Source organism: Nocardia sp. NBC_01730 (genome assembly GCF_035920445.1).
GTDB lineage: Bacteria > Actinomycetota > Actinomycetes > Mycobacteriales > Mycobacteriaceae > Nocardia.
On the sequence record NZ_CP109162.1, the window covers coordinates 6748650 to 6761734 of the forward strand.

Genomic DNA, 13085 nt, shown 5'->3' on the forward strand with positions numbered 1-13085 from the left:
CTGTCATGTGATCGGCACTGCGGCCGGGTCGGGGGTGCGGACGCGGATGGCGTCGATGATGCGGGTTGCCCAGTCGATGGGGCGGTCGTGGCCCAAGAGGTGGGCCAGACGTTTCGCGCGAGTGCGGCGCTCGGTGTGGTCGAGGGACAGTGCGCGGGCGAGTGTGGCGGTGAGGTCTTCGGGGGAATGCGGGTCGGTGAGTAGGGCGGCGTCGCCGAGTTCTGTTGCGGCGCCGGCGTAGCGGGACAGCACCAGCACCCCGGGCCGGGAGCCGGGTCCGGTCACTGCCGACTGGGCGGCGACGAATTCCTTTGCGGTCAGGTTCATGCCGTCCTGCAGGGATGTCACCCAGAACACGTCCGCGGCCAGGTAGTGGTCGATCACCTCGGGGAGCGGCAGGTTGTGCGGGATGTAGTCGATCGGTTGCCAACTGCCGATACGCCAGGCATCGTTGATCTCGGTGGTGCGTCGCTCGAGAGCGCGGCGAGTGGTGTCGTAGGCGGAGATGCCTGGTTCTGGTGGTGGGCAGACGAGCCGGAACACCAATCGGCTGTGCAGGTCCGGGCGGTGCTCCAGCAACGCCGCTATGGCGTCGACCTTGTGTACAGGGGCTTTGGTGTAATCGAGACGTTCGACGGAGAGCACCAACGCGTGTCGGCTGGGGCGTATGCGCGAGGCGCGACTGCGGGCGAGTGCTTCGATGGCTTGACGGTCGATACCCAGCGGATGGACACCCAAGGCCGGCAAAGTGGGCTGGCCAACCAGGGTTTGTCGAAAGTTGTCGGCAAAGGTATTGGTGTGAAATCCAGCCCAGTCCAACTGTATGAGCGAGGAACGAATTTCGTCTGCCGTGGGCAGGGCGGCGAACACCTCCGGCGGCGGAAACGGAGTGTGGTGGAACAGTCCGATGCGCAGATCGGGCCGGACCCGGTGAAGCAGGCCGGGGACGAGCCATAGGTTGTAGTCGTGTAGCCAGACGGTCGCGCCTAATGCTGCTCGCTCGCCGATACGCTCGGCGTATCGCTGGTTGATCACACGATAGTGGGCCCAGGCTGCGGTATCGAAGCGCATGCGGTGCGGCTCGGACATGAGGATCGGCCACAGTGTGTCCTTGCATGCGCGATGGAAGTAGCCACTCCATTCATCGGCGGTCACCGGCAGCAGTGACAACGGGACCTCGTGCTCGCGTGCGTCGACACCGTCCTCGCCGACCTGAGTGGCGACCCAGATGCCCGGCAACCCCTGAGCGAACAGGGCGGTCAGGCTGGGCAGAATCCCGTTGGGGCTGGACGGTGATCGTCGCTCACCCCGGGGCACCGGTGGTCGGTGATAGCCGACTATCAGGCAGTGCCGGTCCTCGGTGCCGTTGTCCGGTACGACCCACCCCAGCGCGTGCAGTGCTGTGAGTATCCCGCCCGCGCCCGGACGCTCGGAGCGATGGATACGCGCGTCGAGGGGAACCGCCCGGTATAGCGCGGGCTCGGCGGCGCCGACTATCACGCCGTGTGCGCCCAGTTCGAACAGCGATGCATCGTTGAGCGAATCACCGGCCACTAGGATGGAATCCACTGGCCAACAGAACTTTTCGGCCAGCGCCGCCACGGCTTCGCCCTTCGATGCGTTCGGCGGCATGACGTCGAAGTAGCGGTCCGCCGAGTACAGCCACCGGCACCCGAGCGAATGGACAGCGGTAGTGAGTTCGTCGGTCAGCTGGCCCGATGCCAGGTGATACGAGCAGCGCCCGTCCTGCGCCACCCGCTGGTACGTCAGTTGCCCGAAGCGGCTCAACGCTTGCCGAACTTGTTGTGTCCCGGGCCATCCGGTACGAATGGTGGCCTGAATGTCCCCGACCGGCCGCAGGTCGATGCCGTCGACCACGGTGGCACCGACGTCGGCGATGATCCAGCGCGGTCTCGGCACCAGCGGGTCACGCAGCACATCGGCGACCGACGCCACGCCGCGGCCGGTAGCAAAAACCACCATCACCTCGGGATGGCGGGCCAAAACCGCACACAGCCGACGCCGGTCGGCGATTTCCCCGCCCAGCAACGTACCGTCCAGATCGGTGACCAGAATCCTCATCACCAACCCAAAGCTAACACCCGCAAACATGAATCCCTGTGCCGCCGCGACCGTCTCGACCTCCCACATCCGGCACCTCACCCCCGGTACGCTCATCGGATGGGCACAGACGAGCCGGATGGGCGAGAAATTCTCGTGGTGGGCGCCTATTTCGTGGATCTGATCTTCCACGGGCTACCCGAGCCCCTCCGACCTGGCCGAGAGGTCTTCGCTGATGGGTTCACAATGATGCCCGGTGGCGCCTACACCTTGGCGATGGCCGCGTATCGGCTCGGGCACGATGTTGTGTGGGCGACCGACTTCGGCACCGACCCCTTCAGCACCCATGTCCTCCACGCGGCACGCGCAGAAGGATTGGACGAGAGCGCCTTCCGGCATCAGCCGACCCCGCTGCGCAGCCTGACCGTCGCCCTGTCCACACCCGAGGACCGTGCGATGGTCAGTTTTCAGGACCCGAGCTACCCGCAACCGCTCCCGTCGCTGCTGAGGCAATACCGACCGCGTGTCCTGATGGTGCCGCAACTACGCTACGACACCGACACCGTGGACGCGCTGAAACTCGCCCGCCATCTCGGCACCACCGTGATGATGGACTGCCAAGACGTCGCCGTCGATGTCGACACCCCCGGAGTGCGGGCCGCGCTGGCTTCCACCGATATCTTCGCGCCCAACGCCGAGGAAGCACTGCGGCTGACCAGGGCACCGACCATGGACGATGCGATATCGCGGCTGAACGAACTTGTGCCGACCGTGGTGATCAAACTCGGCAGCGCCGGAGCCACCGCAACACACAACGGCGAACGTTACGACGCTGCCGCACCACCGATTTCGGCTCTGGATACCACCGGCGCCGGTGACTGCTTCAACGTCGGTTTCGTTCATGGCCTGCTCGCCGGCTGGCCGCCGGCGAAATGCCTCGCCGCCGCCGTGGCATGCGGAACGGCAGCCACCACCGGCCCAGGGTCCAGCACGGCTCCGGGGACCGCCGACCTCGAGCGGTGGCTCGCGCGAACCACAATATCGAGTCGTGCGGCTGGGACCCGCGAACAACGCTGGCCAACAGTTCAGCCCCCCGCAATGCACTGAAATGCCGAATAGCGGATAGGTCGCGCCGGGCAGCGGGTGTGTGCCGAGTGTTATCGCCAGGTCGGTGTTTGTCCGGTGTCGGCGAGGCGCCAGCCTTGGTCGGGTGGGCAGGTGTCGTCGTAGTAGTACACGGTGTGGGGAAGGGCGAGTTGAGTTCCGTCGTTGTCTGCGAATGTTTTGCGTGCGAGCGATGGCAGCAGGTCGGGATCGAAGCCGAACAGGTCGGTGGCCAATGTGTTCAAGCGTGTGAGGGCGTGGTGGCCCATGAAGCTGTCGTAGACCAGGCTCATCAGGTGAGCGCAATCGACCGCGACATCGCGTGGCACGACGTCCATCGGGGGCAGGTCGGCGGAGTGCTCGAACCTGTGGCGTAGCGGGGCGAGGGTGTAGATCCCTCCGTCGCGGTAGGCGATTCGGCTGTGGCGACCGTCGCGGGTGAAGCTGAGTAGCGTGTTCTGGCCGTGCAATTCGGGCAGGCAGCCGGTGGAGAACACGGCCCGTACCCAGAACGCGATCATTGGCTCGATGATGTGCTCGGCCAGGAATACCGCGGGTTCGACACCGGCCCGAATCACCAAACGGTGCAGCAACGGCTGGCGGCCGAGTGACCGAATATCGTTGCCGTACAACGCGAACAGCGGCACTGTGTAGTCGAAATCGTGCCCGTCGCGGACGAGTGAATCCCGGACGAGGTAGCCCCAGGCGGTGTCGGGGTCACTGCCGAACAAGCCGCCGCCGAGGTCCCGGAGAACGGGCAGGCCCGCAGTGTGCAGCTGCGTCGTGGTCCACAGCTCGTGGCCGAGGTCGGGTGCGTTCAAGGTCCGTTGGAAGCGGGAGATCCGTTGTGGGAAGTGCAGTTTCAGAAAATGCGGTGCGGTGGGGACGCCGTCGGCGCCGAGCACGAGGACGGTGCGGGCGTTCGCCAGCGGCATCACGTCGAGCATCGGCCCGGCAGCCATGGTGAGGAGTAGGTCACGGCCCGGCAGGTGCGGTAACGCCAACGTGTCGGGATGGACCGGCAGCAGCAAGCGGTCGTTGCGGGAGTAGATGTCATGCAGCGGTGACGAGGCCGAGGTGCGGCGATATTCACCGTGTACGAAGTCGACCCAGAATGTCGGGAGTTGAAATCCAGGGGCGCTGCCCTGGGGGTGGTAGTCGGCCGACACCGGCATCTCGGCGCTGTAGCGGCTGTAGTTGCGGGTGCCGGCACCGAGGTAACGCTCGGCGGAGGTCCACAGTGCCGTGCGGTCGTTGCCGGGGGTCAGCATATCCGCCCCTCAACCGGCGAGGTCGGCGACGAGGTCCAACAGCGGTGCGAGATCGTCGCCGCTGGTTTGTGGATGCAGCAAAGTTGCCTCGAGCCACAGCAGATCAATCCCGCATCGGTGGTACCGGCGGTCGCGACCACCAACACCGGCCACCGCCGATGCCCGCGGAGGACCCGACCCACCTCGGCGGGTGCCAGCACCCCCGTCGGACAATCGACCGTGATCGGCTCGGGCAAGCCCAGCAGCCAGGCCGCCCGCGCCACACTGTGATGCGCGTTGTCACCCCACACCACTTGTACCGCGCTCCCCCCCGATGCGCGCGCAGTCTCCCTGGCCAGCAGGACCGCCACCAGATTGGATTCCGTTGCCCCGCTGGTGATCACCGCATCCGGTGCCGCTGCCCCCGGGTAGATCAGCGCGGCCAACGCCGCCACCACCTCGGCCTCGATCACCGACGCCGCCGGAGCCTGATCCCACGAATCCATCGAAGGGTTCAGCGCGGACGCGGCAAGATCGGCCGCGACAGCCACCGGCAACGGTGCGCAATGCAAGTGCCCGACACACCACGCCTCGGCCGGGTCTGCCGACCCGAGCACCAACGCACGCGTCAGCTCCCACAGCGTGACCTCCGCGCCGATCCCAACCTGTGGCAGCACCGAACCGGCCCGACCGGTCACACAAACCTTCACAGCCGCCGGACCACCAGCAGGCACCGGCCCGCCACGCTGCACCCCGCCCGCAGCCAGTTCGCCCAACACCACCTCGGTCAACCCGCGCAACGTCTCATCTTCGTAGGGTTCCACGGCACCCCTTTCCATCCGAGACAGCCGCATCGCTCGTCCCGGGGCGATCGAACCTCGCGCGCCGCACCCACGGTGATGGCGCGTCCTCGGCGCACAGCTCTCAATCAGCCTGAGGCACAGACAATTTGCCAGCTCGACCTACAAGAACATCCTAGATGCAGGACAGGTCCTCGACGGCGTGCAGAGCAGAGCAAGCTGACCGGTGTCCGGCATACGTATCTCTGAAACTCCGTCGCCGAAGCGCGACTACGTCCCAGCCGATGACCTACGAGCGCTCGACCGAAACGTCCGGAAGTGCCGCGACCCGAGCGAATTCGGTTGGCGTTCCAGGCATCGTGAAGCATGAGTACTTCATCGGATATCGACATTACCTTCGCCGGTGACGATCTCGTACTGCGGCTGGCCAGTGCGGCCTACCTGGCCCGGTTCACCGGCAGCTCCCGTATCCATTGCGGATCTTGTACTTCACCTGGTGCACCGAACGTCATCTCCTGCCGCTGTTAGCGGTGCGCGCCGAGCTCGAACGGTACGTGCGGTGGATGCAGGAGACACGCCGGTTCGAACCCCTCCACCGTTGCCCGCCGTACCGTGGTAGTGACCGGGTTCTACCGCACATGCGTCATCGACGGCGTGAAGGACCACTCGCCGGCCGAGTACGTCCGCCGATCCCGAGTACCGAACGAATCACCGACACTCGGACTTTCGCACCTACAGTTCGAAGCGCTGATCACTGCGGCGCGCGATTCCGTCAACCGGTTCGACTTCGCGCTCATTGCGATGCTCAGACTGCTCAGGTTGCGGATCTTCGAGACCTGGAAGTCGACGCCGAGGACATCGGCAAGGAACGCTGAAAAGGTTGCCGAAGGCTGCCAGCGATCGACGCCGATCACGTTGGCACCAGCCAGCTACCGTGACTGGCGTGAAGCGGTAGCGCGCAGTTTCGACGCGTTCGCGGATCGCGCAGGCCAGCACAACCGCTCGCACCGATTCCGGGACTACAGATCAGAAGGTTAGTGGTCGGCGCGATACGAGCCAGCGCTGCTGCCAGGCCGATGTCGTTCAATGGTAGAACTTCTGGTCCAAAGCAGATTCTTGCTCATCGGCCCTCTGGTGTTCGGGACAATGCGAGTCAGCCCGCGGGCGCGTGGGGCGGGCCGCCAGGCCCGACTACGGGCCCGCACATGACGGCCCGATGAGGGTATCCGTCAGCTGTCGATGTTTTCGGCGATCTCCACGCCCGCCGCCTGGAGTTCGTCCAGGGCCCGTTCGATGCTGGCGGGGGAGACGCCGGCGGACAGGTCCAGGAGCACCCGGGTGTCGAACCCTGCGGTGCGGGCATCCATGGCGGTGGCGCGAACGCAGTGGTCGGTGGCGATGCCGCAGACGTCGACGGTGTTGATTCCCTTGGTGCGCAACCAGTCCGCGAGGGCCGTGCCGTCCTCGGTGGCGCCCTCGAACCCGGAGTAGGCGGCGGCGTAGGCGCCTTTGAAGAAGACCTCGTCGATCGGCGCGGTGTCCAGGTTCGGGTGGAAGTCGGCGCCGGGGGTGTCGATTCGGCAATGCGGCGGCCACGTGTCGACGAAGTTCGGGTTGTCGGAGAAGTGCGCACCGGGGTCGATGTGGTAGTCGCGGGTGGCGGTGATCGCGGTGTAGTCGCTGGCGCGCAGATATTCGCTGATCCGTTCGGCCAGCGCGGCTCCGCCTGCGACGGCCACGGAACCGCCCTCACAGAAGTCGTTCTGTACGTCGACGATGATCAGAGCTCTGCTCATGACGCCTCCACGAGATCGGTCCCGCAACGACTTCGGCCAGCGCCTATTGTAGGTGGCTATCACCAATGCACATCGCCGAACACGCCGTCGGACATCCGCGCCCCCTGATCCGCTCAATCGGTTGTCGGCGGTCAGCCGAGAACACGCAGGTCAGCGCCGATGAGAGTTCGAGCGGGCATTCACCCGCAGGATCTTCCGTAGACTCCGCTCTACCCGGACGCATCACTCACATTTGCCCAGCTCAGCGGCGGAGTGACGCGACGGCCCCCGACATCAGGTGGGAAACCTACTGACACTGAGCGGGAAATCCGCAGGTCACCGCACTGACTTTATGCCGGGAACTCTCGTTACGACGCTTGGCGCTCCCACCGAACGTCCGGAATACCGATTCCAGGACGCTTCACCTGTGTTTGAGCTGGTCGACCTGATGATTCGAGCAGGTGCGCCGAATCCTTGCGGGGAGCGTCACAACTTGACCGCTGCGGTGTCGGACCGGCAGTCGCGCGCCTGTCACGCGACCACGGACACCTGGCAGCACTCGATACTTCCTATTCGTGTCTGCGGCAGTTCACTCCACCCGTCTGGTCGACCGTTCGGTTCGCCGGCGAGAGCATGTGCGGTGGGGAACGTTGTTGCTGTCGGTGCCGTGTGGCAGGCGCTGCACTGCTCGGGCTGCCAGGGAAAAATAGATCAACTGTGCCGCGCTGAAAGCAACGCGCTCCGCGCGGTCGCGTGTCCACACGAGCTTCTTCTTGAACCCGATCCCGGGAGTTGCGGCCGAGCCGAGCGGCACCAGGCAGCACAGGCCGCCGCCCTCCAGCGCCCGGGTGTGGCGGATTGGTGCGTGTACTGCAAAAGAGCTCAGCAGTTCTTGCACGATCACAGCCGCAGCTGTCCGGGAGAACCGCTCGGCAGGACATTTCCGTTGCCCCTTGCCGAAGACCACGAACCCGCCCTCGGCCCGGCTGGGCTGTTCCCATCTCTCCGGGATGAACGCGTCTGGTGCTGTGTGGCCCATTCGCTGGTGGCGGCTGATGTCCACCAGGAGCTGAGTCCCGCGCGGGATCGTCACCGTCGGGCTCAAAGCGACGTCGTCCACCACGAGGTGTTGGATCGTGGCGTGCTGGGGGTAGAGCCGCAGGGTTTCGGTGAGGACGTGGTCGAGGTAGCGCGCGTTGCCCCCACGGATCCGCTCGACCACGTGTGGATGCCGGGATGCCGCGAGCACGGTATGGCAGACGCATTCGGAGAGCTGGTTGACGCCCTTGCTGAAGAACATCCCCTGCAGGTGTTTCGCCCTGGAGTTCGTGTCGAGCGTGCTGTCGGGACCGAAGATGCCAGGGCATCCTCCGTCCTCGGTCACCTTGGCCCGCAAAAGGTCGAGGAGCTCCAGCTTGGCGGAGATATTTCCCGAGTTCCGAAGTCCCTTGAAGTTCTTCGCGGTATCAGTGGCGCAACGGCCGACCAGCGCGATCTGTTCCTGCGTCGGGGCGGCCCTGAAGACCAGTTCGAACATGAGACGCGAGGCGATCGGGACGGTAAGGTCCGCAAGCCGCAGCACGCGGCTTGTGGTGCCGACGGGCCAGAGGTCCTCCAGGACCTGATGGCTGCACCTGCGGGCCATGGCGACGATCTCCTCGCGTGGAACGGAGAGGGTACGCAACGTCGCATTGGCCAGCTCCGCGTAGTGGGGGTGGTCGGTGTCGATGCATTCCTGGTGTTCGTCTGCTGGCCTGTTGTAGTAGAGGAAGGTTCGTCGCACGTGGGTTTGTCCACGTTGACTTGCGGACTTGTGGGCGAACAGCTTCTCCAGTAGATCCCCATGGAGGTCCCGGTTGGGGATCCGGATCGTCGGGACATCACCCGGGTCGTCGCCTGTGGCGAGCAAACGGAGCCGGTAGGCGTCTACAAGGCGTGGACTCGCGGCAAAAGCGAGCAGCACGGCGGCAGCGGTCGGCGGGATCGCCTTCAGCAAGATCAGGGATACGCGCATGTGGGCTCCGTAGATGAGACTCGGATCTTGTGTGTCCGTTAGCCGGCTCCCGGAGCTTCAGTATGCGGGGTACGCGCAGAGTTGTCCGCCAAACCCGAAATACCCACCACCGCACAGGAAAACATCAACGCCATCCGTAGCGAGAGTGATCACAGCTGCTCGAGCCCTGTCACATCGGCCACCTGCACCACCGCGCGCAGCCGTTGAGGAGGATTATGCGGACGGAAAGCAACACCCAGCTTCGTCATGGCCCATCGTTACCAGTTGGCACCGTCGCTCTCGACAGAATATTCGGCAGCCCAAGGGATTTGATCAATGCGCTGCGCGGCTCGCCACATCAACGCACGGTAAGTAGCCGCTGAGCGCGTGATCGGTGGCGGTCGAGAGCGCTGGAGGCATAGAACCGAGACCGAGACACAAGGCCGCCACACCGCCCCCTTCGATCGCGTGACCACGCAGGTGTTTTGGAGTCGGTGCGGATCGGCCCCCATTTCGGCAGCGGCACTGACGAATTCGTCGAGTATCCACATCCCGGCCGGGCCGAAGGGCTCACCCGACGCGAGTTCGCTTGGTTCTTGGTCACGAGATTACTGAAGGAGATGTGGACGAACGTCCTGGGCAATGCCGCTCACGCTGGTGTGCAGTCGTGTCTGTCGACGCAACGCCAGCGATCGTGCCGAAGTGGGAGGCAAGCAGCGCACTCCTCGGCCGCATCTGGTGGTACCTGGCCAACAACCAACCTGGGCGAGCACCAGCGTGCTCACCCGCCGTCCACACCGAAGCAGGATTCAACATCGGCAAAGCCTGCTACGGCTACCGCGCCAAACTCATCGCCCACCCCGTCCCGGCCAAACGTGCCACGGGACAGAAGAAGACCCTGCTTGTGAGTGCGCATCAAGTGGTGATCGAACACGCGGCTATGTCATGAATGACGCAACCCCCGGTCGAATAGACCGGCGCTGACCGCAGTCGCCATCGTCGGCGGATCGGCTCTCGTCTGCGCGCATGCCCGAGTTGGAGTGTGATCTGATCGAGAATCTTGCGCGTGGCTGCGAGCAACGAGAGCGATCCCGTCGACTCGGTGATATCCGAGTCGGACGTGCCGATGAGCCAGGTCTCGATGGGCGACCGGGGCGGAGGTGGCGACCATGCATCAGCCGGATCGGACGGAGTCCGGTCGGGATACCTGTCCAACCGTGTGTGACGGGTTGACGGCGTCCTTCGAGGTTCGATACGTCGGTGGTGCGGAAGGAGAGCGCATCGCTGCCGCGCAGGCGAAGGCGCTTGCCGCGCTGTTGAAATGGTAGGCGGGTTGCTCCGAAGTCGGCCGGTCCTGAATTCCGGCGAGTTGCCGGCCCGGTTGCCCATGTTTTGTGTTTCCTAGGGGGCTCGCACCAGGGTAACCGTTTGACCTGCACATTTCGGTTTTGGCTATCCGGAAGCGATGCACGGATCAGAAAAACCTGCTGTCCTGCGGAAACGCGTCGCAGGTTTGTGCCCTCGGCAGGATTCGAACCTGCGACACCCGCTTTAGGAGAGCGGTGCTCTATCCCCTGAGCTACGAAGGCTGGTCGTGGTGGGCGTTGCGCCTACCGGGGACGTGCGCAGTCTACCGGGTCGAGGGCTGGGAGACCGCATCGCTTTCCAGTGCCGTCGAAAGTGGCAGTTCCTGGGCGTGCCGACGAGTCAGAACCCGCCGTCGAAGCCGCCGCCGCCGTCGAAGCCGCCGCTGTCGTATCCGCCGCTGTCATAGCCACCGGAGTAGTCACTACCTTGGTCATACCCCGTGTCTGATCCGCCGCCGCCGTCGGCCGCTAGCCCGTCCTGGTACCCCTCCCCGTATCCGCTCTCGAACCCTTGCGCGTCATATCCCACTCCGGACATCCCGGAGAACAGTGACGTGAACAGTAGCGCGGAGCCGAGGCCCCAGGCGCCGCCGACCAGGGCCGGCTTCCACCAGGGCTCGGAGTACCAGCCCGCGGGAACCGGTCGTCCGGCGACTCGGCCGCCGGGATAGTAGTTCGGCGTCGCCGACGAGGGCTCGGGTGCGGCCGCGATCTTCCTGCCCTCGTACTGGACGACTCGCTTCTCGCTGACCTGCCCTGCGGTGTCCTGCCCGTCGAGCGCCGCGACCGCGGGACCCGGGTCCATGCCCATGGCGGTGCGTGCGGCTCTGATGTAGTAAAGACCTTCCAGCGCGGTCTGTTTCGCCAGCCGCGCCTGGGTGGGGGTGCGGGCCTGGTCGAGTTGCGATCCCGCCGCGAGATGTCGTTCGGACCCGTCGGCCAACGCCTGCACGGCCGCGTCGTTGCTCCCGCTGAGGGTGTAGACCTGGCCGCCGAGCCGCTCGTTCACCTGCCGTGCGTCGGCGAGCGCGTCGGCGAGTTCGGTCGCCGCGCGCTGTTTGCTCCGCTGCGCCTGCCACGCCAGCAAGGCGGCAAGCATCACGATCACGACGACCATCAGTAGCCACAACACCGTGTACCTCTTCCGTTGCCTCGACCCCGGACAATGCCAGTTTACTGTCGGCTTGCTGAGGCGGGGCTGAGTGCGGAAGGCTAGGGCGCCGCGGCTGTCTCGTCGTAGTCGGTGGGGTCGAAAGTCCTTGTCTTCCAGCGGTACAACACGGTGGCGCCGGGCCAGTTGTTCGTGATCCGTCCCGCCGCGTTCCGGTACCAGCTGGAGCAGAAGTTCCACGGCGTATCTCTCAGCCGCTTCTGCAGCCAGTCGTCCCAGCGCTGCTCGGTGGCGGCGCGGGCGGTGAGATAGCGCCCGGGCCGGTCGGTGAGGTACCGCGCCACCTGGCGAATGTAGCGGGCCTGCGATTCGAGCATGTAGATGATCGAGCCGGAGCCGACGTTGGTGTTCGGGCCGTACATCATGAACAGGTTCGGGAAGTGCGGCACGGAAAGGCCGAGGTAGGCGCGCGCGCCCGCGTTGCCCCAGACGTCGGCCAGCTTGCGCCCGCCGAGACCGTAGATGTTCATCGGTGCCAGGAACTCGGTGCCCTTGAATCCGGTGCCGTAGATGATGACGTCCACCTCGTGCTCGACGCCGTCGGCGGTGCGGATTCCGGTCGGCGTGATCGCCTCGATCGCGGTGGTCTCCACGGTGACGTTCGGCTGCGCCAGCGCGGGGAGATATTCGTTGGAGAACAGGCCGCGTTTGCAGCCGGCTGCGTAGTCGGGCGTCAGCTTCGCGCGCAGTTCGGCGTCGGGCACCTGTGCGGCGCGGTGCCGGTCGGCCAGTGCGATGACGGGGGTCTTCACCGCAGGGATGTCGGTGAGCGCCAGCGCCATCACCTCGAAGAAGGACCAGATCGCGAAGCGCTCGGCGAGGCGGCTGGGCGGGAAGTGCTTGAACAGCGCATGGTGCACGGCGTTGTACTCGATGTCGGCCTTGGGTAGCACCCAGGCCGCCGAACGCTGGAACAGCGTGAGATGCGCGACCTTCGGCTGGATGCGCGGGATGTACTGGATCGCGCTGGCTCCGGTCCCGATGCAGGCGACGCGTGTTCCGGTGAGGTCGACCTCGTGGTTCCACTCGGCGGAGTGGAAGGCGGGACCGGTGAAGGTGTCGATCCCCGGGATGTTCGGCAGGGCAGGACGCGACAGCTGCCCGACCGCCGGGATGAGGATGTCGGCGGTGAGCCGCGACCCGTCGGCCGTTTCGACGGTCCACCGGCCGGTCCGCTCGTCGAACTCCGCGTCGGTCACCTCGGTGCCGAAGCGGATGAACCGCTCCAGGCCGTGCTTCGCGGCGACGCCGCGCATATACGCCTGGATGTCGCGCTGTTCGGAGAAACGCCGTGGCCAGTCCGACTTCGGTTCGTAGGACCAGGAGTACAACGGCGACGGCACGTCACACGCCGCGCCGGGGTAGGTGTTCTCGCGCCATACGCCGCCGAGATCCTCGGCGCGTTCCAGGATGGTGAACGTGTCCAGTCCGGCCCGCCGCAGCTCCAGTGCCATGCCGAGCCCGCCGAAACCGGCTCCGATGATGATGATGGACGGCGTTGTCATGCCTCGAGCGTAAGACGCGAACCCGCAGGTCCGAAGACATCCGCGGTCAGGAAATCGGT

Annotated in this window: 10 protein-coding genes and 1 tRNA gene; 3 read left to right on the forward strand and 8 right to left on the reverse strand. The window is 65.5% G+C overall.

Going from position 1 to position 13085, the window contains the following annotated elements; genetic code table 11:
- Positions 1 to 3: 3 nt before the first annotated feature.
- Positions 4 to 2082, reverse strand: coding sequence for a trehalose-6-phosphate synthase (locus OHB12_RS28575; RefSeq protein WP_327112424.1), 2079 nt, complete (start codon positions 2080 to 2082; stop codon positions 4 to 6).
- A gap of 99 nt (positions 2083 to 2181) precedes the next feature.
- On the opposite strand from OHB12_RS28575, the gene OHB12_RS28580 reads away from it, so the two are divergent.
- On the forward strand, positions 2182 to 3168 hold the full coding sequence (locus OHB12_RS28580; protein WP_327112426.1) for a carbohydrate kinase family protein: 987 nt from the start codon (positions 2182 to 2184) through the stop codon (positions 3166 to 3168).
- A gap of 50 nt (positions 3169 to 3218) precedes the next feature.
- Here the strand turns inward: OHB12_RS28580 and OHB12_RS28585 are convergent, their stop codons facing one another.
- The 4 genes from OHB12_RS28585 to OHB12_RS28600 form a co-directional block, all read right to left on the reverse strand.
- On the reverse strand, positions 3219 to 4436 hold the full coding sequence (locus OHB12_RS28585) for a hypothetical protein (RefSeq protein WP_327112428.1): 1218 nt from the start codon (positions 4434 to 4436) through the stop codon (positions 3219 to 3221).
- Positions 4430 to 5239: a pyridoxal-dependent decarboxylase gene (locus OHB12_RS28590; RefSeq protein WP_327112430.1), complete on the reverse strand. Its 810-nt coding sequence runs from the start codon at positions 5237 to 5239 to the stop codon at positions 4430 to 4432. The genes OHB12_RS28585 and OHB12_RS28590 overlap by 7 nt, the downstream gene beginning before the upstream one ends.
- A gap of 1205 nt (positions 5240 to 6444) precedes the next feature.
- Positions 6445 to 7011, reverse strand: a complete 567-nt coding sequence (locus tag OHB12_RS28595; RefSeq protein WP_327112432.1) for an isochorismatase family protein — start codon at positions 7009 to 7011, stop codon at positions 6445 to 6447.
- 568 nt (positions 7012 to 7579) lie between these two features.
- Positions 7580 to 9004 carry a cytochrome P450 gene (locus OHB12_RS28600; RefSeq protein WP_327112434.1) on the reverse strand — a complete coding sequence of 475 codons (1425 nt, stop codon included), beginning with the start codon at positions 9002 to 9004 and terminating at the stop codon, positions 7580 to 7582.
- Positions 9005 to 9650: 646 nt separating this feature from the next.
- On the opposite strand from OHB12_RS28600, the gene OHB12_RS28605 reads away from it, so the two are divergent.
- Both OHB12_RS28605 and OHB12_RS28610 read left to right on the forward strand, forming a co-directional pair.
- The gene (locus OHB12_RS28605) at positions 9651 to 9932 is read left to right on the forward strand and encodes a hypothetical protein (protein WP_327112436.1); all 282 of its coding nucleotides are present in this window, start codon (positions 9651 to 9653) and stop codon (positions 9930 to 9932) included.
- A gap of 220 nt (positions 9933 to 10152) precedes the next feature.
- Positions 10153 to 10311 (forward strand): hypothetical protein, encoded by a 159-nt coding sequence (locus OHB12_RS28610; protein ID WP_327112438.1) that lies wholly within the window; start codon positions 10153 to 10155, stop codon positions 10309 to 10311.
- A gap of 188 nt (positions 10312 to 10499) precedes the next feature.
- On the opposite strand, the gene OHB12_RS28615 is transcribed toward OHB12_RS28610, so the two are convergent.
- From OHB12_RS28615 to OHB12_RS28625, 3 genes are all read right to left on the reverse strand, one after another.
- A tRNA-Arg gene (locus OHB12_RS28615) sits at positions 10500 to 10572 on the reverse strand.
- A gap of 118 nt (positions 10573 to 10690) precedes the next feature.
- A complete protein-coding gene (locus OHB12_RS28620; RefSeq protein WP_327121575.1) occupies positions 10691 to 11479 on the reverse strand; it encodes a DUF1542 domain-containing protein in 789 nt (262 codons plus the stop codon).
- Positions 11480 to 11562: 83 nt separating this feature from the next.
- Entirely contained in the window at positions 11563 to 13026 is a 1464-nt protein-coding gene (locus tag OHB12_RS28625; RefSeq protein ID WP_327112440.1) for a flavin-containing monooxygenase, read from the reverse strand.
- Positions 13027 to 13085 lie beyond the last annotated feature (59 nt).

What these genes read in the sequence shown, in the direction of transcription:
- OHB12_RS28595 (WP_327112432.1), bottom strand. Translation starts at nt 7,011, where the DNA reads ATGAGCAGAGCTCTGATCATCGTCGACGTACAGAACGACTTCTGTGAG.
- OHB12_RS28575 (WP_327112424.1), bottom strand. Translation starts at nt 2,082, where the DNA reads ATGAGGATTCTGGTCACCGATCTGGACGGTACGTTGCTGGGCGGGGAA.
- OHB12_RS28600 (WP_327112434.1), bottom strand. Translation starts at nt 9,004, where the DNA reads ATGCGCGTATCCCTGATCTTGCTGAAGGCGATCCCGCCGACCGCTGCC.
- OHB12_RS28610 (WP_327112438.1), top strand. Translation starts at nt 10,153, where the DNA reads ATGCATCAGCCGGATCGGACGGAGTCCGGTCGGGATACCTGTCCAACC.
- OHB12_RS28625 (WP_327112440.1), bottom strand. Translation starts at nt 13,026, where the DNA reads ATGACAACGCCGTCCATCATCATCATCGGAGCCGGTTTCGGCGGGCTC.
- OHB12_RS28585 (WP_327112428.1), bottom strand. Translation starts at nt 4,436, where the DNA reads ATGCTGACCCCCGGCAACGACCGCACGGCACTGTGGACCTCCGCCGAG.
- OHB12_RS28580 (WP_327112426.1), top strand. Translation starts at nt 2,182, where the DNA reads ATGGGCACAGACGAGCCGGATGGGCGAGAAATTCTCGTGGTGGGCGCC.